Genomic DNA, 21,103 nt, shown 5'->3' with positions numbered 1-21,103 from the left:
CTATGAATGAAACCCTGCCTATTATTTATTTGTCCGGTATTGTCATTTTTTTGGGAGGATTAGGTATTTTTATCCTCTTTCAAATCATTAAAACTCGTCGCATTGAAAATCGATTTTATAAACTTCAGAAGAAGTTACAAAATGAGAAAGGTACGGCGCAAGAGTATTATGAATTGGGGAGTTTATATCTCGACAAAAAATTGTATGTACAGGCGGTTAGTTTGTTACAAAAAGGCTTCAAAATTGGAGAAAAAATTGAGCCTGAAAACAAAGCTTTAATGCATAATGCCCTAGGGTTTGCTTATTTTTCTCAGGAGCAATTAGATGTGGCAATTCGCCATTATAAAGATGCCATTAAACTCTATCCTGATTATGTGATTGCTCTCAATAATTTAGCCAATGCTTATGAACGTAAACAAATGATTCCCCAAGCTATCGAAACCTATGAAGAAAGCTTGAAATATGAATCTGACAATAAAACCGCTAAAAATCGCATTGAATCTTTACGCAAGCGTTTGGTTAAATCTTAATTGACACAATGCCGATAATTGTCTAATGTCTGAGGGTTTAACATTGTTAAACCCCTACAGGAATTGTTTTCGGGGTCAACTATTATTCTTGTTTACCCATCTTTTGCCTGTAATTGTTGTCTAAATTCCTTCATGGCTAAACGAGGGTTAGGATGGTTAATAAATTCACAAAGTAAGTTAAGATCAAGATCGGGTAACAGCTTACTTTTTTCTTGGAGAGAATATTGATTATTTTCGAGGTAATAAATGTTTAATTGCTCATTTTTCCATAACCAAACTTCCTTAACCCCTAACCGTTGATAAACTTCGAGAATCTTAATACTACCACTGGTAACAATAACTTCAATGGCTAAATCTGGGAATTCTTTTTCTGTTTCAAAACAATAACATTTATCTGGTTCTTTTCCTGCTTCTCCTTCTTCCACGCGAAAAGTTGTAGAACCCAGTCCCCAAAAATCAATCTCTGCTGCTTCTAAATAAACATCAAGCAGTCTTCCAATATTTTCTTTACTAACTTCATGACGACGACTCGGAGACATAATTTCTAAAATTCCTTCCAGATAGATGGTTCGATAAGTTGCACTATCCCCAAATGCTTGCAATAATTTGTCATACTGTTCCCAAGTAATTCCTGTGAGAATTAACCTTTCTTCCCTGTCGTTAAGGGAGGCTTGCCAATTAGCTAATTGCGGTAATAATATTAAAGACATAATCGATGAAAATTAAAGATTATTAAATCTATTGTAATCCTCTCAATTATCAATTAGTGAAAAATTAATATTATTTTAATTTTTTTATTTTAATTTTGTTGTATAATCTCGTAAAAATTTTGCTTGAAATCTAGGTTAAACAATCTAAAAACTTTGTTGATATTGAGAGAATTTCGAGAAATAATCCTAGGATGTAAATAATTAATCTTCCCTCAATAGCATTGGTGATAAAGGATACAGTATGGTATAAACAAACCTGATTTTTCTTTCCCTTCAAATTCAGAATTGTTCATTGTAAGGAGTTTCTCTCATGGCAACGGTAAAAGTTGGTATTAACGGTTTTGGCCGCATTGGAAGATTAGTATTTCGGGCAGGTATTAATAACCCTGACTTTGAGTTTTTGGGAATTAATGATTTAGTTCCCCCTGATAATATCGCCTATTTGCTTAAATATGATTCCACCCACGGGCGTTTTAATGGCACAGTAGAAGCCAGAGAAGATGGTATTGTGGTCAACGGAAAATTTATCCCTTGCTTTTCCATTCGTAACCCAGAAGAATTACCTTGGGGAGAGCGCGGTGTTGACTACGTTGTCGAGTCCACAGGGTTATTTACCACCTATGACACCGCTATTAAACATATCCAAGCCGGGGCCAAACGAGTCGTTATTTCCGCCCCTACCAAAGATCCTGAAAAGGTTCGGACTTTTGTGCTTGGAGTAAATCATAATGACTATGACCCCGCCAAAGATCACATTGTCTCTAATGCCAGTTGTACTACTAACTGTCTCGCCCCCATTGCTAAAGTGATTAACGATAACTTTGGCCTAGCAGAAGGGTTAATGACCACAGTACACGCCATGACAGCCACTCAGCCCACCGTAGATGGGCCTAGCAAGAAAGATTTTCGTGGGGGACGGGGTGCAGCCCAAAACATCATTCCCGCCTCTACAGGGGCAGCAAAAGCCGTTACATTAGTGATTCCTGAATTAAAAGGAAAATTGACCGGAATGGCTTTGCGGGTTCCTACTCCTGATGTTTCCGTGGTTGATCTAACCTTTAAAACCACCAAAGCAACAAGTTATCAAGAAATTTGTGACGTGATGAAAGCCGCAGCAGCCGCAGAAATGAAGGGCATTTTAGGCTACACTGACGAAGATGTAGTCTCTATGGACTTTCAAGGGGATGCTCATTCAAGTATTTTTGATGCCAAAGCAGGTATAGAATTAAATTCTAACTTCTTTAAAGTTATTTCTTGGTATGACAATGAATGGGGTTATTCTTGTCGGATGTTAGATCTGATGAAAGTAATGCAAGCTAAAGAAGCTGAAGTCATGGCGACTGTTTAACTTGCACCTAAATTATTGTAGAGACGTTTCATGAAACGTCTCTACTCCTAAAAAATGAAGATCATAAAAATATATTCTTTTTTTATTCAAAAGTTAACCCATGAGTCAAAACCCCGTCACCGTTACTTATTCCCTAGAAGAAGTTTTAGGTCGAATTAATCAGAAGTTAGATCTTTTACAAAAAGATATTACAGACATTAAAGTCAGCCAAGTCCGACTCGAAGCAGAGTTAATGGGAAAAATGGAGAGGCTGGAAACCGAATTAACCTTGAAAATGGAGAGACTAGAAACTGAGTTAACGGTGAAAATGGAGAGGCTAGAAACCGAGTTAGCAGTAAAAATAGACAGACTGGAAACTGGGTTAACTGCAAAAGTTGATAAAGTGCAAACCAACTTAACTGGAAAAGTTGATACCCTCGAAGCGTCACTAAAAGGAGAAATTAAAACCCTTGATGCAGAAGTAAAAGCGATCGCTAAACGTTTAGACTCTCAAGAATATATTAATCTTTCAGTGATAGCGGGCTTAATTTTAGTGCTTGTGGCAGGGGTAATTAAGTTATATTTTCCTAATATTCCTCCTCAATAATTTCTCATTTTAAAATAGATGAAACCAGTTGATATTCTCATTCTTTCCAATGGCCCAGGAGAAATTACCACTTGGGTTCGTCCCGTGATTAAATCTTTGCGTGAGCTTTTGGGTGATGATCGCTCATTGGTGAGAATTTCCGTCATGTTGTCTCCTTGTCCCCATGGCACAGGCCAAGAAGCGGCGATCGCCCGTCGTTATCCTGAAGTAGATCGGGTACAGTCTAGCGAAAATTTTTTCTCTTTTCTATTATGGGGAAAAACCGCCGATAATTGGGACTGGCGAGAGCAAGGAGTCGTCTTATTTTTAGGGGGCGATCAATTTTATCCCCTGATTTTGGGGAAACGCCTAGGTTATCGCACTGTCATTTATGCCGAATGGGAAGCCCGTTGGTATCGTTGGGTCGATCATTTTGGTATTATGAATCAATCAGTCAGTGATCCCATTCCCCAACCTTATCAAGCTAAATTAACCGTCGTCGGCGATTTAATGGCGGATGTGGCCCCGACTAACTTAGATTTTCAAGCTCTCTCTACAGCCCCCGTCATCGGCATTTTACCAGGGTCAAAACCAGGTAAACTGACTCAAGGTGTCCCCTTATGTTTGGCGATCGCAGAACATATTTATGAACATAAACCCCAGACTCGTTTTCTGCTTCCTGTAGCTCCAACCATTGATCTGTCAACCCTGGCCCGTTTTGCCGATCCCCAAGAAAATCCCTTTGTCATGAAACTAGGAGGGGTCAGTGCTAAACTGATTATTCCCCCTGATGATAGCAATAAATATCCTTATTTAGAAACAGCCAAAGGCTTACAGATAGACTTAATTACTCAATTTCCCGCCCATGATTATCTGCGTCAATGTTGCCTCGCTTTGACCACTGTGGGCGCAAATACGGCTGAATTAGGGGCATTAGGCCTTCCCATGATGGTTTTATTACCCACACAACAACTAGATGCCATGAGGACTTGGGATGGCATTCCTGGGGTTTTAGCAAACTTACCCATTATTGGAAGTAACTTAGCCAAATTAATTAATGCCAGAATCGTCAAACAAGGCCGATTATTTGCCTGGCCGAATATTTGGGCCAAGGAAGAAATTGTCCCCGAATTAGTGGGGGAATTAGAGGCTGACAAAATAGGGCAATTAGTGTTAAATTGGTTAGAGCATCCAGTTCAGCTTAATCAAATTCGTGACCGTCTGTTACAAGTGAGAGGCAAAGCTGGAGCCGCTAATAAAATTGCCATAATTGTGCAACAACAATTAAATTTCAGGGGTAATTACTGAAATTTTGCTTAAAATTATTAATAGAAATAAGCGATAGACTCTTGTACATTTCAATTGAATGTTGGTCAAATCAAATAAAAAAGATGTATTCCAGTCCCCTTTCGCCTTTTGACTGACCTGCAGTTGCAGTATCCCCTTATGATCAATCAACACTTTCTTCCCTCAGTAAAAACAGCTTTAACCATTGTCGTTGTATTAGGTTTTGCTCATGGGTTAACCCAAACAGCCACTGGAGCGACCTTTATGATGTTTAAAAATGACTTTGTGGAAAAAAACGCCGCTTTACCCATAGTCACTCCTGAAAATTTGGTGAGTGATAATTTATTTTATGAATTCCTCGCTGTCCAAAAACCTACCCCTGATTTGTCCGAGAGCAAGATTAACGATAGCTTAATTGCTCAAACCGTTTCAGGTCAATCAACCATCTCCTTTGACTCGATTATGTCCTCCCTGACGCAAATCAACTTAAACGCCACCAGAGAGGATAAACCCGTTTCAGAGGTTCCCGTTTTACCCCAAGTCGATGCACCAGATATTTACAAAGAGATTTATGATTTTGGGACTACCTCAGCCGAAGAACTCAGTAATCCCGTCAATTCGGCCATTTTACCCCCACTCCCTGATGCTGCCCCTGTCAATAGAGTTGTAAGGACATCTGGCCCTAGTAGTATCGGGATTGCTGGCCCCAGAGTAAGGGATTCATCCCTGCCTCAGTTTGGGGGGCCAATTCAAGGAATTGGCAGGCCATTACGGAGTTTTGCTGCCCCCTTGAGTCAAGTCAATGCCCCTTCAATTACCCGCGTACAAGCTGGAAATTGGGGAGACGGAGAAGTAGACGTTTTCTTTGCTTCTCTCCCTAAAACGGAAATTGGGGATATTGATACTTTTCTCCGAACCATCTATCGGACAAATCCCTCGGAAATGGTTAAACAAATGGAAGACAGTCTCGATCTGACCATTGATACTGAATTCCCCTCAATGCCATCGGAAGTATTTCCTGGCAACCGCCTTCCTTCTACTCCTTGGCGAGGAACTCTGTAAGCCTGATGATGCTTAATCAGCAGCTAATTGCAACCCATCTTTCCCCCTCTGTGCCTTTAGAATCCCAAGGAATTCATGTTTTTGAGACAGTGACTTCTACCAATCAAATTTTGTGGGAGTTACTCGACGCAGGAAAAACACCGCCTTTAGTAGCGATCGCTGCCCAACAAACTGCCGGGAGAGGACAATGGGGCCGTTCCTGGTATTCACCCCCAGGAGGACTCTATTTGTCCCTGGCCCTGACTTTAAACCTTCGGGCTGTCAATGCCTCTCATCTAACCTTATTCAGTGCTTGGGGCATTGCCAAGGCCTTACATAAGCATAATTTACCGATCAAGTTAAAGTGGCCCAATGATTTAATTCTGGAAGGACGAAAATTAGGGGGTATTAAAAGTGAAACTCGGATTCAACAAGGCATAATTTATCAAGGAATTATTGGCATTGGTATTAATTGGGATAATCCTGTACCAGACACAGGGATTAATTTACAATCTTTTTTTAAAGCTCAACAAAAGACACTTATTCCATCCTTAGAAGCTTTAGCTGGCTTGACTATTCAGGGATTGTTTGAGGGTTATCAATATTATTGTTCTCAGGGAATTGAGTGGTTATTGAAGGATTATTTAACCATGTTAGAGAGTTTGGGGCGCACAGTGATGATTGAAGGGGCAACAGGAATTATTACAGGGGTGACTCCTCAAGGGGAATTAAAAGTCTCTTTAAAAGCACCAGGGGCAAAAACAGAAATTCACTTACCGCCAGGCAGTATTTCTTTGGGTTATGAGCAATAAAGTAGGGTGGGCAGTGCATCAGCTTACCACTTTGAGCTTAAGATAGATGAGGGGTAATTATTCTTAACTTTATGATTCATCAACCGCCCGCAGGAGCTAGAGATTTACTGCCTTTAGAAGTAGTTCAAAAAGCTTGGATTAATGATAAGTTGCAAGCCGTTTTTGGACAATGGGGCTATCAACGCATCGTCACCTCTACCATTGAATGGTTAGACACTTTGATGGCCGGAGGGGCGATCGAACATTCTACCGTTATTCAACTTCAGAATAACGCCAGTGGACAATTGGGACTGCGGCCTGAATTAACTGCCTCCATTGCTCGGGCCGCTGTTACTCGCATGACGGAAACTAGCTACCCTCAACGGCTTTGTTATCGAGCCAATGTATTTCGCAACCCACCAACGGGACACCATGGACGACAGTTAGAATTTTATCAAGCAGGGGTAGAATTGCTCTTTGCAGGAGGGGTTTTAGCGGATGCGGAGATTCTCCTGTTAGTCGCTGACTGTCTCAACCAGTTACAAATTCCCCAGGGGCAAATTATTCTAGGAGAAGCGGGATTAACGCGATCGCTGCTTTCTCCGTTTCCCCTTCCTCTCAGACAGCAGGTACGTCATTGTCTTGCTCAATTAGACTATGTTACCTTAGAAAATTTAGATTATCCCGACTCAGAATTAGAGCAACGGGCTAAACTATTATTTAATTTACGAGGAAAGCCCGAAGAAGTGTTATCAAAGGTTGTGGATTTAGCCTTAGATGAGGAGGGAAAAGAGAGTCTTAATAATCTAAAATCTTTGATAGAATTAGTTAATAAAAGTTGTTCTAGTTCTTTATCTTTGACCTTAGATTTAAGTTTAATTCAAACCTTTGACTATTATACAGGAATTGTTTTTAAAGCCATTGGACAAACAGACAATCAACTCCGAATTTTAGGGCAAGGGGGACGCTACGATCAATTATTGGGAGTTTATCATCCTCAACAAAAATCCGCGCCAGGGATTGGGTTTTCTCTCAATTTAGAAGAATTACAGGCCTGTTTATTACCCACTGCTATTTTACCCCAAAACCCGCCCTTAATTGATTGGTTGGTAATTGCTAAAACCCCTCAAGATCAAGCAGTAACTTTGAATTATGCCCAAGCATTGCGAAAAACGCAAGAATCTGTTAGAGTTGCTATTGATTTAGGGGGAAGATCACCCCAGGAAATTCGAGATGATGCTCAACAAAATGGGATTAAAAACTTAGCTTGGATAGAAGAAAATCAAGAACCAATCATTGAAAAGTTGTAAAATTGTACCCGGAAAATATGGCTAAAAGAAAAGCCTTAAGTTTTAGCCATATTACTAACAACCTCACCCAACTCATTAGCAGTATTTGAAAAATGTTCTAAGGTTAATAATTCAGGGTAGGTTGAAAACTCTGGTAAAATCTCTTGAATAAAAGCTTCAGCCGCTTTAGAGCGATAACGATTCGGATTAATAATTACCGATAAAGTTCTTCTGACCTCTATTTCTTTAATACTAGCCACATAAATTCCTCCTAGTTGTAACTCTTTTTCAATGGCTGTAATTGAAACAAATGCAGCCCCTAAACCAGCTTGAACTGCATTTTTGATCGCTTCAATTGAATTTAATTCCATTTCAATTTTGAGCCGTTTTGTATCAATTTCACAGCGAGTTAAAACCTTATCAATCACCTTACGAATGGTTGATTGAGAATCCAATGTAATAAAATTGAGGCGATATAAATCATCTTTTTGAATGGTCGAAGCTTTGGCTAAAGGATGATCTATCGGTAAAATTAAAGCCAATTCATCCTCAGCATAGGGCATAATTCTTAAGATTTCTTGCAATTCTGCGGGAACTTCTCCCCCAATAATTGCTAAATCAACCTGTCCATTAGCGACTGCCCAAGAAGTGCGTCTGGTAGAATGAACCTGTAATTGAACCGCCACATCAGGGTATTTGTGTCGAAATAAACCAATCATGCGGGGCAATAAATAAGTTCCTGTGGTTTGAGATGCCCCAACAATTAAAGTTCCCCCTTGGAGATTTTGTAAATCTTCCAGGGCCCGACAAGTTTCTTGACACAGAGTAATAATTTTTTCTCCATAAGACAACAATAAATGGCCAGCTTCCGTTAATTGTGCCTTACGTCCCCCGCGATCAAATAATGGTACATTTAGCTGTTTTTCTAAATTTTGCACTTGGAGACTCACCGCAGGTTGCGACACATATAAAGTATCGGCGGCCCGCTTAAAACTCCCCTCAGCAGCGATCGCTTTGAGGATACGCAATTGATCTAAAGTAAAAGGAATATCTGACATAGGTCAATCAAAAAAGTATGTAAGGAGTTAATAGAAATGCAACCAGGATCACTACTGAAGATGACAGTAGCACAACAGGGGATCAATTTACTCTAGGATGGTAAATGCAGAAAAACACTGCACTTCATTTTAGAGGAAACATCAACATCATGGGAATATCCACCTGGCTAACTCCTAGTCATGGGATTATGTTAGGGCTATTATTCGGATTTGCGATCGCCCATAGTGGACTCGCGGCCCTCCGTGCTTGGGGAGAAAGTAAAATCGGGGCTAGACTCTATCGGGTAGTTTTTGCCTTAGTGAGTATTCCTCTGGCTGTGGGTTTAATTATTTACTTTTTTAATCATCGTTATGATGGCCTCAGTTTATGGCAAGTTCAAGGGGTTCCAGGGATTAAACCCTTTGTCTGGGGAATGTCTGCCATTTCCTTCTTTTTCCTCTATCCTGCTACCTTTAATCTTTTAGAAATTGCGGCCATTACCAAACCTCAAATCCATCTGTATGAAACAGGCATTTTGCGGATTTGCCGTCATCCTCAAATGGTGGGACAAGTAATCTGGTGTATTGCCCATACCCTATGGATCGGAACCACATTTACATTGTTAACTTCCTTGGGTTTAATTGCTCATCATCTCTTTGCTGTGTGGCATGGAGATTATCGCCTCAAAAAACGCTACGGAGACGCATTTCTCAAGGTTAAGGAACGAACTTCTATAATTCCCTTTTTAGCCATCTTACAGGGTCGTCAAACCCTCAACTGGCAAGAATTTATCCGACCGGCCTACTTAGGTATTATGGGATTTATCGCTTTACTGTGGTGGGGTCATCCTTGGTTGATGCAAGTGACGGCTCAAGTACCTTGGTAAGTCCCCAAGCACTAATTAACTGATGAGGTAGACTTCCTGCTGATCTTCAAGCCGCCGCAAATACCTTTCCAACCACCTCTATCGATGGCTCGACTTCTATCCAAACTCTAGCACCACAGTTTTTCGGGTTTCCATAGATTACTTTGCAATTTCCACGAATATCAACCTCATGACACTGTATGCTACGACTACCGCGATGAATGGTGATAGCAGGTTCGGGATTTTTCTTCTTGATATTCCGTTGGATAATCGTTTGGATAAACTACCCCACCGCATAGGCGGATGGGGTTTTCAGTAGCCCTAGATCTTCAAATAAGCTAAGCTGAATATAAGTAACTTCAGTTTTTAGCTTACAAGAAAGACCTGAACCTCCAGGGCGGTTTATAATCGCCCCCAATGCCTTTATATTTTGTGCGCCGTTATAATCTGCATCGCATTTATTACCGCAGTTATTACAGCTAAATCTTTTCCCGCTTCTATCACCAATAACAAAACATTTATGACAACTCAATGACGTATATGCAGGGTTGACCAAGATGAGTTTTACACCGGACAAGATACACTTGTAAGTCAAGAATTGCCGTAACTGATAGAACGCCCAATTATTACCCAAACGCTTATCTTTTTTGCTTCTAGGTTTTCTATTGGTACGTTCTCTTATCCCTGTTAATTCCTCAATGGCGATAGCTTGTTTGTTGGTAACAGCATTATTTACCAACTGACGGGATATCTTATGATTAATATGCTTCTGAAAACGTTTTTCTTTGCCTGACAACCGTGCCAGTAACTGACGACAACGCCGCCTAGTTGACCTTGTGCCTTTCGAGGCTTTCTTCTGAATAACTGCTCTCAGTTTCGCATAATGATTTCTTTTATCCGTAATCTGTTTCCCTGACCATGATTCCCCTTCTGATGTGGTTGCTATATCAGTTCTACCTAAATCAACCCCTAAAACCCTATCTGTTTTAGTTTCTGGCTGAGTTGGTTCATCTAAAGTAATATGAATGTAATAGTCACCATTCTTTCGCTTAACTAATGTGGCCGCTGTTGGGGCTTTCCCTTTCAAGAAACCAATTTGATAGCCACCAATTAGAAGTTTAAATCTTTGGCGGCTGTTTAATAGTTTTAAGCTGACTGTCCAATCGTCTTCTCTAAAGCTAAATATTCTGGCATCGTAACTAATAGAAGTTGGACTGAATTCTTTAACGTCTCGACTACGCTCGACGTTAAAGCTGAGCGGAGCCGAAGCTTTAACTTTCCGTCCCTTCTGTTTAGCTGTTTTTCGGTTAGCACATACTCGTCTAATTGCCTGAATTGCTAAGTTAGAAGATAACCCAAAATTAAGCCTTACCTGATGATAAACTAGAGACTGCATAGCAGTTTTGTTAGTCATCTTTTCGGGGGTATTGCTATTAATCCAATCACAAGCACTCGCAAAAACCAGCATTGTTTCGTCAATTTCTTTGGCGATACTACTACTGACTTCTATTTTGCAAGCAACTGTTATGGGTAGGGTTTCAGACATTGCTTTTTTCAAAAGGTGATACTATTGTAGCATAGGTTTCTAAAATATGGACGCTTTGCGGTTTATTTATTGGTCGGCATTCCTCCCACGCACTCAACCGTGCGGGGATTCCTGCCGACATTCTGTTGAAAAAATCAGAACTCCGACCTCCGAACTCCTAACACCGAACTCAGGTCAGTGGTCAAATTCCTTTTGTCAGACGATCCCAAATGGATGTAGCATAATCCCAAGACTTTTATAACAAATGGATAAACTCAGCCTGATTGCTCATGTTATCAGTTAATAATCAAACCTTTTCCCAAACTGTTTTAGAATCTCCTAACCCTGTCCTTGTCCACTTTTGGGCCCCTTGGTGTGGGTTATGCCTGTTAATTAACCCTTTACTCTCGAAAGTGCAGACAGAATGGGAAGGCCCGTTACAAGTGGTGAGTGTGAACGCTGATGAGAATTTTAAACTGGCCAATACTTATCAGCTAAAAAATCTCCCCACTCTGATTCTTTTTAACGAGGGACACATCATTCATCGAATTGAAGGGTTTCAGGGAAGAGATGAACTGATACAAACCCTTCGTCGAGTAAGTTTGAACGCCTTGGCACGATCCGCTTAAATTTATGAGAATCTTAGTCCCCTAATCGCTTTTAGGGGACAGCAAACCAGCCAGAAAATCACAATTATTAAAATCTTAGTTACAGTTAAGAATAGAGTAACAAAAAAATAGATAATAATTATGAGTAATAATAAGCGTGAAACCTGGGATATAGGGCGACTTTTCGCCACGCTAAACTATTTTGATCTGATTCCTTTATTTAGCAATCTGCAAAAACTGTTTAATTCAAGCGATCGCACTTTACCTAACCTAGAGAATAACACCATGAGTATGATTTTAATTGTTGGGACCACAGAAGAATTAGGCCAAACTATTGTACGTCGTTTGTTGCATAATAATTATCGGGTTCGTGCTTTAGTAGGGGATAAAGAAACCGCCAAAACTTCTTTGGCCCCAGAAGTAGAACTCATTCAAGCAGATATTAACCATCCCGAAACCCTCACACCGAAACTGTTGGAAAATGTTTCAGCAGTGATTTATTGCGGGAAAAACTTTGATAATTCCCCAGAAGAAGCAGGGCTGAAAAATTTACTCTCAGTCGTTAAAAAATATCTCAGATCAAGTGAAAAATTATTATTTGATTTTACGAACCCGAATGAAGACTTAAAAAATACTTGGGGGGCCATTGATGATGTTGTCATGGGAGGTGTCAGTGAGAGTAATATCCGTTTAGAACAAGATCGGGCCGTCTTTTTTGGTAATGTTTCAACCGCCAATAATGGGGGGTTTGCTTCTGTGAGAACCCGTAATTTACAACCACCTTTAAATTTATCTAATTATGAAGGAATAGAATTACGAGTTCAAGGAGATGGTAAACGATATAAGTTTATTACCCGTTGTGAGGGTAAATGGGATGGTGTGGGTTATTGTTATTCCTTTGATACCTTTTATAACTGTCCCACCAATGTACGCATTCCCTTTACTGATCTCATTCCTGTTTTTCGGGCCAAAACTGTCTCAGAAATGGGGAAATTTGATCCCAGTTGTGTCTATTCAATGCAATTAATGCAAAGTAAATTTGAATATGATGGGGGTTTAAATCAGACATTTTCCCCTGGTTTATTTCGCTTAGATTTAACCACAATTAAAGCTTATGGGGCGAAAGTTAACACCCCTGAATTTATTTTAATCGGTTCTATTGGGGAAGAATTAGTGCGTCAAAGTGGACTGAATTATAGTATTATTGCGCCTAGTCAAAGTTTAGAGGCGATCGCTGATTTTTGTCTACAAGTGCTAAACTCTCCCGCCGCTTGTCAAAAAACCTTTGGCGATCTAGGACAGGTTCCTAACCTATCCTAACAGTCCCGTTAATACTAATTATGAACTAGAACCCAAACCGGGCAGAGCAATACCTTCAGCGGATGCTCTGAAGGGTTCTACAGCTTCACTATAATCAATGGGTAAAACACCGACAACGTTATCATGGGGACGGGCAATAATCACCCAAGTTTCTAAGGTTGCGCCTTCTGTACGTTCAATGGCTTCAATTCCTGCTGCCATTGCCGTTTTCACCTCTTGCACGTCACCGCGAACATTGAGGGTAAACCGCGCACTTCCGGCTCTAATATAACCCACAATTGTGATCCGGGCCGCCTTGACCATCGCATCAGCCGCAGCTAAAATACCTGGAAAGCCTTTTGATTCAATCGATCCGACAGCAGGTTGGGCTGGCATAAATGTATCTCCTATATCCTAGATGATTGCGTAAATAACAATAAATTTAATTCTATGACGAAATGGTGACGCATCCTGCTTAAACGCGGAATTGTTCGACTTCTTCGCTGTAATCTAACGGTAAAACAGCGAGGAGGTTTTCCGGGGGGTTAGGAACAATATAATGACTGACTACTTCACCACCATAGGATTTTTTGGCGGCTTCTTTACCTGCTTCCATTGATCCTTTAACTTCGGAAACGGGGCCACGAATGGCGACTAAAAATTCCCCTCGTTCCGCCTTATCAAAATAGACAATGGTGACTCTCCCACCTTTAACCATAGCATCAGCAGCGGCTAAAACGGCAGGAAATCCTATGGTTTGAATGACACCGACGGCTTGGGGCATATTAGCTCTCTTGGGGACGCATTTTAATTCTCAGGGTTGATTATATCATGACAATGCCGCTTTTTTTATAAGTTATGAATGAAGAACAAGAATCATGGGAAATCGAACAAAATCATCAAGGGGATGGTGATAATGTTGGTCGTGACAAAATACAAATTAACAATTACGGATGTATTGTATAATTGAGGAGTAAACAATTGTGAATTCAAATCATGAATGCTTTTAAATACAAAGTAACAATTAAAAACGGTAAACTTGATTTGCCTCCCTTAGATTTACCAGAAGGAACCATTGTCGAGGCAATTTTATTAGTTAATGAAAAACCAGAATCAGAAGTAGATGAAACAGAATATTTATTGTCCACAGAAGCAAATCGTCGTAATTTGATGGAAGCATTAGAGGAACTAAAAGAACCTCAAAAATATATCTATATTGATCCTGCAAACTTATGAGAAAAATTGCATTTTTACCGCGAGGGTTCGATGAGTTTAATCAATGGGCAGTAGAAGACAAGAAAATTTATAATAAAATCGTTACCCTGATTAAAGATATTCAACGAGATCCTTTTTCTGGTTTAGGAAAACCAGAAGCGTTAAAATATGATTTATCAGGTCTATGGTCACGACGTATTACCAATGAACATCGCTTAGTTTATAATATTACTGATGAAGATATTGTTATTATTTCCTGTCGATTTCATTACTAATTATGATTAAGGGGTTTGGGTTTAACAATGTTAAACCCCTACAGGTTTGTTATAATTAAAGCTTGATGACTCAAAAAAACAATAAAATCCCCAAAGTTTATTGTCAAAACCCAACGAAGGAAAACATCTATGTCACCCACCCTGTTAATCTCTAAAGAAATCCCTCAATTAACCTATCAGTCTAGCCGCGATCGCTTTGATAATAGCTGGCAAGCACCCCTATCAACTTTGTTAGGCTTAGGAAGGGCTGCGGGGGCAGATTTTTTAGAAATCTTCCTAGAACGGGTTAATTATATCAGTTCTTTAGCAGAAGAAGATGCCATTACCAGTATTTCTCCCCGTCTTTCTACAGGGGCAGGAATCAGAATATTTAAAGGCAAAGCAGACTGTTATGTCAGCACCAATGATGTCTCTTTTATAGGGTTAAAAACAGCCCTAGAAAAAGGACTCTCAATATTAGGTTTAACCTTACCTTCTCCTAATGCTTATATCCCAGAAATTAACTTAGAATTATTACGAGATTATGCCACAACCAAAGATAAAGAACTTTGGTTGCCGAACTGTAGTTCAATCGAAGAAACGGGTCAAATTTTGTTAAATGCTAACCATAAATTAGCCCAAAAAGCATCTCATATTCAGTCCCGTCGCGCCATGTATTTTCGAGACTGGCAGGAAATTTTAGTCGCTTCGAGTGATGGCACATTTGCCAGAGATATCCGTCTCACTCAATCAGTTGGTTATTCTTTATTCTGTGCAGATGGAACTCATCGCGCTTCCATGAGTAAACGGTTTGGGGATACCAGTAATCCTTATTTCTTAAAACAATGGGACTATGAAACTGCCGCAGAAAGTGTCGCAGAATCAGCCGGAAAAATGCTTTATGCTGATTTTGTTGAGTCAGGCAATTATCCCATTGTTATGGCCAATGAATTTGGTGGGGTGATTTTTCATGAAGCTTGTGGACATCTCTTAGAAACAACACAAATTGAACATAAAACCACACCTTTTATGGAGAAAAAAGGCGAAAAAATTGCTCATGAAAATTTAACAGCTTGGGATGAAGGAAGGTCTGATAAAGCCTTTGGTACAGTGGATATGGATGATGAAGGAATGCCCACTCAACGCACTCTATTAATTGAAAATGGCATCCTTAAGAACTTTTTAGCAGATCGCACCGGATCACTGCGTACAGGTCATCCTCGCACGGGTAGTGGCCGCCGTCAAAGTTATGCCTATGCTGCTGCTTCTCGGATGCGAAATACTTATATTGCCCCTGGAAATTATTCCATTGATGATATATTTTCTTCGGTAGATAAGGGTATTTATTGTAAGCAAATGGGAGGGGGAAGTGTTGGTGCAACAGGTGAATTTAATTTCTCTGTTTCTGAAGCTTATTTAATTGAAAATGGCCAGGTAACAAAACCATTAAAAGGGGCAACTTTGATCGGGACAGCTAAAGATATTATGAATGAAATATCTATGTGTTCCCAAGATTTAGGACTTGCTCCAGGGTTCTGTGGATCTGTCAGTGGTAGTATTTATGTTACCGTTGGTCAACCCCATTTAAAAGTAGATAAAATCACCGTTGGTGGTCGATAATATCCACAATTTGTAGGGACAATTCATGAATTGTCCCTATGGTACTTTTTCGTTTTAGCTTAAGTTTAATGATGAATTATGTTGTTACCAATTTAAAACAAATCTATGATCTTGATGATTCTCAATGGCTTGAAGAAACAGTGAAGTTACTCAAGAATAAGCAATTTAATGATTTAGATTTAGAGAATTTAATAGAGGAATTAGAGGACTTGGGAAAGGAAAAGAAAAATGCTGTTGCTAGTTTATTAGAACAGGTAATTCGTCATTTATTATTATCACAATTCTGGACAGAAGAAAGAGAATATAATATAATTCATTGGCAAGGAGAAATTTATACATTTAGAGTTCAATTAAGACGAAAAATAACCACTAATTTGCGTAATTATTTAGAATCAGAATTAAATAATATTTATGAAGATGCGTTAGGTTTTGTTAAAATCAAGACCCAAAATACAGTAAACTTTCCTGTAGAATGTCCCTACTCTCTTGAGCAGCTACTTAGTCAGGAATGGTTGCCATAATTATCTTTAAAATTTTTCAATAAGATTAGAATATAATATTAATAAAGATTATTCCCCTGTACAACTTCTGATCTAAATAATGGCTTTCTTAGACTCCCGACGAGACAAACAACTGCGAAACTTTATGCAAAAACTCGGTTTATCTGATACCATTTCAGTTAACTGGGAATTACTCGATTTAGCTCTAACCCATCCCACCATTTCCAGAGATAAGAATTATCAACAACTGGAATTTGTGGGAGACTCAGTGGTAAGACTAGTTGCTGCTGAGGTACTGCTAGAAACCTATCCTAATGCTCTCGTTGGGGAATTTGCTGCAATTCGCTCAATGTTAGTCAGCGATCGCACCTTAGCCGAGTTTGCTGAGAGTTATGGGTTAGATCGCTACCTCCTCATCTCAGAAAGTGCGGCCCAGGACAAAATTGGCCGTGTATCTTGGTTAGCAGATGCCTTTGAAGCGGTTTTAGGCGCACTTTATTTAAGCACACACACCATGAATTTTGTGCGTCCTTGGTTAGATCCCCTTCTAATTACAAAAGCGGCTGAAATTCGTCAAGATCCCGCCATGCAAAACTATAAAGATGCCCTACAAGAATGGACACAAGCTCAATATAAAATGCTGCCAGAATATAGGATAACAGAACAACCCTTAAGTGGGGAGTATCAGGAACGTTTTCTCGCAGAAGTTTGGTTAAAAAACCGTAAACTAGGAACAGGTCAGGGACGTTCTAAAAAATTAGCAGAACAAGCAGCGGCCAAAGAAGCTTTTTTTGCCGTCGTTCAACAATAATTAGTAATTTTCAGAACCACTAACTTGAGGCTGTTGTATTCCGTACCTATTTTGTTGAGGCCTTTGCTCAGGTTGGAAAGGGTAATTAGGCTGATTGTAGCCATTTACAGGCTGAGAAGGTTGGGGATAGACAGGAGTGGGGGCCGGTGCCATACCATTCCCGTAGGGGTTGCTATAGGGTTGAGGAGGAGAAACAGAGTAAGGGTTATTATAGGGTGACTGATAGGGTTGACTTTGAGGGTTAGAGTAAGAAGGATTATAAGGGGTTTGGTAAGGTGGGGCCGGAGAATTGGCGTAGGGGTTGCGATAGGGTTGAGGGGCGGCGGGTTGCTCCGAGCTTCTGATAGTTGAGGGAGTTGGAAAGCTTGGTTGTGGTTGTCTCGGTAAGGTTGGGATAGAATCACCAACCGATCTAGGGGCGGGATTTGAGTCCGAGGCGGGAGCTTGTTGGGAGAAGACATCATCTAAGGCATTTTTCAAGGCATTATCTTGATTAGTACCGATCTTAAGCGGTTCGAGGTCGGGAATTTTGATCGGTTGACTCGAACTTTTTGAGGGAGACATGGAGGGAAACAGGGAGCCGAGATTCTTCAAACTAGGAATCAGCGGTTGAAATTGCTGTGACTGTTGCGGATTGGCATTCTCTGAGGCGGTTTGCTCAGACGGTTGTTGGTTGAGGGGATTAATTAGGCCATTGGGGGTCAGAAAATTTTCAGAATTAGGGACACCTACGGGGTTATTTAAGGGCAATTCCCCAGGGGCTTGAGGAGAGTCGGGATTCAAGGCATTAGGATTAAGAGGGAGTTGATCAGTTGTTGCAGGAAGATCTTGAAGATTAACCCCAATATCCAGGTTATTTCCCACCTCATCACCAGTTTCCCCGAAGTTGGCAGAGGGACTATCAATTAACCATTCAGGGTGTTGGGAATATTGCCAGAAACTTAAAGCAACTACGGCAACAATACCGAGGGGAACCAAAACAGTAACTTTGCCTAAAGGCTTAAGTCCTGCGATAAAATAACGAAATGAAGATGAAGGTGGTTTAGGCTGACTCATAGGACGGACGAAGCTCTGGTCTTACCTTTTAAGTTTATCCTAGATTTTTCAATCTAACTCATCTCCGCAAAGGAATCCCACAACCTAAGAGAAATCCAAGCTAAGCTAGATAGGTGAGTGACTAGTGCCGCTACGGGTCAATCAGCACTTCGGCTTCGCTCAGTAGCCAGTCAGCACTTCGGCTTCGCTCAGTAGCCAATCAGCACTTCGGCTTCGCTCAGTAGCCAATCAGAAGTTCTGGGGGCGCGAGTGCATCGGAAGTATTGATTAGTAAGGCTTTGAAGATTTTGCCACTTGTTGGTTATTTCCATCAGGCTGCACTAGACTCATAGTTGGTAGTAGCCAAGAGGGGTATTTCGACTCCATGCTGCGAATTATCACCCAGTCTGCTGAGATACAAACGGAACTAGAAAGAATCCGCGATCGCCCTTATAGCGATGAGATTCAGGGCAAAGAAATTGCTGTGGCAGAAATTCTTGAAAGAATTAAACATCACGGCGATTTAGGTCTACTTGACCCGTTGCAGCGACCCTTGAACCCAAAACAGCTACAGGTTAGCGGTTCAGAGTTGGATGCAGCTTATCAACAGATCCCCAAAGAGTTACTAGATGCTATTTCCCTTGCGGCCCAACAGTTAGAGCGGTTTCATCGCCAACAACTTCCTAAATCTTGGGTAAAATTTGAGGCGGATGATGTGGTTGTGGCCCGACGCTATACACCGGTTAAACGGGCCGGCCTTTATGTCGCAGGAGAGCAAGCCTCTCGCCTTAGTCGGGTACTGATGCAAGGGATTCCTGCTAAAGTGGCTCAAGTGCCTGAGATTGTTTTAGTCACTCCCTCCGATGCCCAAGGAAAAATTCATCCTGATATTTTAGTCGCGGCTCAGATCGTCGGTATTCAGGAAATTTATCGTTTAGGAGGGGCGACTGCTATCGGGGCCTTGGCCTATGGCACCCAAACCTTGCCCAAAGTTGAGGTGATTACGGGAACGGGTGGGTTAGATGTCACCTTGGCAAAAAAAATGGTCTATGGTACTGTTACCCTTGATCATCCCCTGGATGCCTCAGAATTATTCATTATTGCCGATCGCAAAGCAAATTCTCCCCAAATTGCTGCGGATTTTTTGGCTCAAGTTGAACAAGATCCTAGTGCAGCAGTGATTCTACTCACCCCGGATCTACCTCTGGCCCAAATGGTGCAAAAAAAGGTTCGGGAACAGTTACAAGATAATGCTCATGGGATTCTTGCGTCCAAGGCGATCGCTCATTATGGTTTAATTGGGGTGGTAGATTCCATCGGACAGGCGATCGCTATTACGAATCAGTTTGCGCCCCCTACCCTGATGTTAGCCATTGCTGAACCTTGGGATTTTGTGGAACAAATTCGCGCTGTTGGCACTGTTTTGATGGGGGGGACAACCCCGAAAGCGATTGGGGATTATTTAGGAAGTTCTGGGGTAATTCTGCCCCCGGCTGGATTGATTCGTTATGCTACCACGGTGGGGGTGGATACATTTTTAAAGCCCTCCAATTTGATTGAATATTCTCCTCTGGCACTAAAAAAACTGGCCCACACCTTAGAACTTTTAGCCTTGGCTGAGGGCTTTCCAGCTAGTGCTGAAGCCATTCGAGTCCGGTTACAAGGAGAAACTGAGTTTTCTGATTAATGTTCAATATAAGGGGGCCGGTTTTTTTTGTAGATTTGGGGTGATGGGGGTCACTTGTTTAATAATTTCCATCAAATCTTTATAATCGGGAATAGGGCCATTAGCCACATAGCCCGCTGAAGCTGGAATCATGGGGGGGGCATTGCTTAAAGCTTTATATAAGGCTTCTTGCTCAATTTGAGACAGTTTTTCTGAGACTAGGATGGCTCCATTGGGAACGTGATGTTGATCTTGAAACAACATCCGAAAACCATTTTGGGAGACTTGCGCCCGATAGGTATTATATTGCTCTAAAGACATCGCGGCGGCGGCAATTTCTCCATCGGCCAACCATTCTAGTGCTTGTTTGGGGGTGGAAGCTAAGCGGACTTCTGACAGGGTTAGTCCATGAAGATTATACAAGGCCAAATAATACCCTGTCGCTGAGCCTGGTTGCCCTAAGGCGACAGCTTTCCCATTTAATTGGTTTAAGTTTTTGAGGGGACTGTCTTGGCGGACAATAAAAACGGAACGGCTGTTTAATCCTCCTTCTAAGGGCAAAATGGGGAGATAATTTCCCTTGGATACAGCGATCGCTGCTAAGCCTGGAGAAGCAACCACAATCTCCCAGGCGTTGTCGTTGATTTGACTAATGGCTTGGCGTTCATTGTAGGTGGGTTCTAACTCAACAATGCTATTGAGTTCATCCTCTAAATAAGTTTTGAGTTCTCCATAATTTTTCTCTAGTTTTTCACTTTCACCAAAACTCACTACCCCTAGGGTAATTCGCTCTGGAAAAGACTGTCTTGACTGACAGCCAAACAGGGCAATAAGAACCGAAATCAGTAATAAAGTGCGGGATAACATCTTGATGGTGAAGCCAGGTGAACTTGGTAAGATCTTAATCATTATTTTTCAAAGCCAACAGACAAAATCATCGGATTTTTGCTAATTCATCAGCATTATTAAATTTTGTTGATTAGGTCATGAAACTTCTCAAGGATATACGGGCATACTAGATTATGACTCTAGCCAACAATAATTTCATCATGATGGCTTCTCTCAGGGCGCAATTTTTTGAGAGAAATGGCTTCTCATGTTAACTG

The 21,103-nt window shown here is 40.9% G+C and carries 23 protein-coding genes; 16 read left to right on the top strand and 7 right to left on the bottom strand.

The window, feature by feature from the left end; all coding sequences use genetic code 11:
* Nucleotides 1-2 precede the first annotated feature (2 nt).
* Nucleotides 3-530 (top strand): tetratricopeptide repeat protein, encoded by a 528-nt coding sequence (locus VB691_RS06435; protein WP_323290647.1) that lies wholly within the window; start codon nt 3-5, stop codon nt 528-530.
* Nucleotides 531-622: 92 nt separating this feature from the next.
* Here VB691_RS06435 and VB691_RS06430 read toward each other — a convergent pair whose 3' ends face one another.
* Nucleotides 623-1,243 carry a Uma2 family endonuclease gene (locus tag VB691_RS06430; RefSeq protein ID WP_323290670.1) on the bottom strand — a complete coding sequence of 207 codons (621 nt, stop codon included), beginning with the start codon at nt 1,241-1,243 and terminating at the stop codon, nt 623-625.
* Between the two features lie 307 nt (nt 1,244-1,550).
* Between VB691_RS06430 and gap the strand changes: the two genes are divergently transcribed.
* The 6 genes from gap (at nt 1,551) to VB691_RS06400 (ending at nt 7,582) form a co-directional block, all read left to right on the top strand.
* Nucleotides 1,551-2,588: a type I glyceraldehyde-3-phosphate dehydrogenase gene (gap, locus tag VB691_RS06425; RefSeq protein ID WP_323290646.1), complete on the top strand. Its 1,038-nt coding sequence runs from the start codon at nt 1,551-1,553 to the stop codon at nt 2,586-2,588.
* Nucleotides 2,589-2,688: 100 nt separating this feature from the next.
* On the top strand, nt 2,689-3,174 hold the full coding sequence (locus tag VB691_RS06420) for a Bdr protein (RefSeq protein ID WP_323290645.1): 486 nt from the start codon (nt 2,689-2,691) through the stop codon (nt 3,172-3,174).
* An 18-nt stretch (nt 3,175-3,192) separates the two neighbouring features.
* Nucleotides 3,193-4,461, top strand: a complete 1,269-nt coding sequence (locus VB691_RS06415; protein ID WP_323290644.1) for a lipid-A-disaccharide synthase — start codon at nt 3,193-3,195, stop codon at nt 4,459-4,461.
* A 138-nt stretch (nt 4,462-4,599) separates the two neighbouring features.
* Nucleotides 4,600-5,502 (top strand): hypothetical protein, encoded by a 903-nt coding sequence (locus VB691_RS06410; protein WP_323290643.1) that lies wholly within the window; start codon nt 4,600-4,602, stop codon nt 5,500-5,502.
* 5 nt (nt 5,503-5,507) lie between these two features.
* Nucleotides 5,508-6,293: a biotin--[acetyl-CoA-carboxylase] ligase gene (locus VB691_RS06405; RefSeq protein ID WP_323290642.1), complete on the top strand. Its 786-nt coding sequence runs from the start codon at nt 5,508-5,510 to the stop codon at nt 6,291-6,293.
* A 71-nt stretch (nt 6,294-6,364) separates the two neighbouring features.
* Nucleotides 6,365-7,582 carry an ATP phosphoribosyltransferase regulatory subunit gene (locus VB691_RS06400; RefSeq protein WP_323290641.1) on the top strand — a complete coding sequence of 406 codons (1,218 nt, stop codon included), beginning with the start codon at nt 6,365-6,367 and terminating at the stop codon, nt 7,580-7,582.
* A gap of 35 nt (nt 7,583-7,617) precedes the next feature.
* On the opposite strand, the gene VB691_RS06395 is transcribed toward VB691_RS06400, so the two are convergent.
* The gene (locus VB691_RS06395; RefSeq protein WP_323290640.1) at nt 7,618-8,619 is read right to left on the bottom strand and encodes a LysR family transcriptional regulator; all 1,002 of its coding nucleotides are present in this window, start codon (nt 8,617-8,619) and stop codon (nt 7,618-7,620) included.
* A 149-nt stretch (nt 8,620-8,768) separates the two neighbouring features.
* Between VB691_RS06395 and VB691_RS06390 the strand changes: the two genes are divergently transcribed.
* Entirely contained in the window at nt 8,769-9,485 is a 717-nt protein-coding gene (locus tag VB691_RS06390) for an NnrU family protein (RefSeq protein ID WP_323290639.1), read from the top strand.
* A 262-nt stretch (nt 9,486-9,747) separates the two neighbouring features.
* Here VB691_RS06390 and VB691_RS06385 read toward each other — a convergent pair whose 3' ends face one another.
* Nucleotides 9,748-11,010: a transposase gene (locus VB691_RS06385; RefSeq protein ID WP_323290638.1), complete on the bottom strand. Its 1,263-nt coding sequence runs from the start codon at nt 11,008-11,010 to the stop codon at nt 9,748-9,750.
* A gap of 269 nt (nt 11,011-11,279) precedes the next feature.
* On the opposite strand from VB691_RS06385, the gene VB691_RS06380 reads away from it, so the two are divergent.
* Both VB691_RS06380 and VB691_RS06375 read left to right on the top strand, forming a co-directional pair.
* On the top strand, nt 11,280-11,618 hold the full coding sequence (locus tag VB691_RS06380) for a thioredoxin family protein (RefSeq protein WP_323290637.1): 339 nt from the start codon (nt 11,280-11,282) through the stop codon (nt 11,616-11,618).
* Nucleotides 11,619-11,738: 120 nt separating this feature from the next.
* Nucleotides 11,739-12,917, top strand: coding sequence for a CIA30 family protein (locus VB691_RS06375; protein WP_323290636.1), 1,179 nt, complete (start codon nt 11,739-11,741; stop codon nt 12,915-12,917).
* A gap of 18 nt (nt 12,918-12,935) precedes the next feature.
* Here the strand turns inward: VB691_RS06375 and VB691_RS06370 are convergent, their stop codons facing one another.
* Together VB691_RS06370 and VB691_RS06365 are read right to left on the bottom strand one after the other, a co-directional pair.
* Nucleotides 12,936-13,292 (bottom strand): BMC domain-containing protein, encoded by a 357-nt coding sequence (locus VB691_RS06370; RefSeq protein ID WP_323290635.1) that lies wholly within the window; start codon nt 13,290-13,292, stop codon nt 12,936-12,938.
* A gap of 79 nt (nt 13,293-13,371) precedes the next feature.
* On the bottom strand, nt 13,372-13,680 hold the full coding sequence (locus tag VB691_RS06365) for a carbon dioxide-concentrating mechanism protein CcmK (protein WP_323290634.1): 309 nt from the start codon (nt 13,678-13,680) through the stop codon (nt 13,372-13,374).
* A gap of 212 nt (nt 13,681-13,892) precedes the next feature.
* On the opposite strand from VB691_RS06365, the gene VB691_RS06360 reads away from it, so the two are divergent.
* From VB691_RS06360 to rnc, 5 genes are all read left to right on the top strand, one after another.
* Entirely contained in the window at nt 13,893-14,132 is a 240-nt protein-coding gene (locus VB691_RS06360; RefSeq protein WP_323290633.1) for a hypothetical protein, read from the top strand.
* A complete protein-coding gene (locus VB691_RS06355) occupies nt 14,129-14,386 on the top strand; it encodes a Txe/YoeB family addiction module toxin (RefSeq protein ID WP_323290632.1) in 258 nt (85 codons plus the stop codon). The genes VB691_RS06360 and VB691_RS06355 overlap by 4 nt, the downstream gene beginning before the upstream one ends.
* Before the next feature lie 129 nt (nt 14,387-14,515).
* Nucleotides 14,516-15,985 (top strand): TldD/PmbA family protein, encoded by a 1,470-nt coding sequence (locus VB691_RS06350; protein WP_323290631.1) that lies wholly within the window; start codon nt 14,516-14,518, stop codon nt 15,983-15,985.
* Between the two features lie 38 nt (nt 15,986-16,023).
* The gene (locus VB691_RS06345; RefSeq protein WP_323290630.1) at nt 16,024-16,506 is read left to right on the top strand and encodes a DUF29 domain-containing protein; all 483 of its coding nucleotides are present in this window, start codon (nt 16,024-16,026) and stop codon (nt 16,504-16,506) included.
* A 79-nt stretch (nt 16,507-16,585) separates the two neighbouring features.
* Nucleotides 16,586-17,296 carry a ribonuclease III gene (rnc, locus tag VB691_RS06340; protein ID WP_323290629.1) on the top strand — a complete coding sequence of 237 codons (711 nt, stop codon included), beginning with the start codon at nt 16,586-16,588 and terminating at the stop codon, nt 17,294-17,296.
* On the opposite strand, the gene VB691_RS06335 is transcribed toward rnc, so the two are convergent.
* Nucleotides 17,297-18,352, bottom strand: a complete 1,056-nt coding sequence (locus VB691_RS06335; RefSeq protein ID WP_323290628.1) for a hypothetical protein — start codon at nt 18,350-18,352, stop codon at nt 17,297-17,299.
* Nucleotides 18,353-18,716: 364 nt separating this feature from the next.
* Between VB691_RS06335 and hisD the strand changes: the two genes are divergently transcribed.
* Complete coding sequence (hisD, locus tag VB691_RS06330) at nt 18,717-20,018, top strand: histidinol dehydrogenase (protein ID WP_323290627.1); 1,302 nt, start codon at nt 18,717-18,719, stop codon at nt 20,016-20,018.
* A gap of 3 nt (nt 20,019-20,021) precedes the next feature.
* On the opposite strand, the gene VB691_RS06325 is transcribed toward hisD, so the two are convergent.
* Entirely contained in the window at nt 20,022-20,906 is an 885-nt protein-coding gene (locus VB691_RS06325) for a phosphate/phosphite/phosphonate ABC transporter substrate-binding protein (protein WP_323290626.1), read from the bottom strand.
* Nucleotides 20,907-21,103 lie beyond the last annotated feature (197 nt).

The organism is Crocosphaera sp. XPORK-15E (genome assembly GCF_034931425.1).
Lineage (GTDB): Bacteria > Cyanobacteriota > Cyanobacteriia > Cyanobacteriales > Microcystaceae > UHCC-0190.
This window is presented reverse-complemented; position numbering and strand designations above follow the sequence as displayed.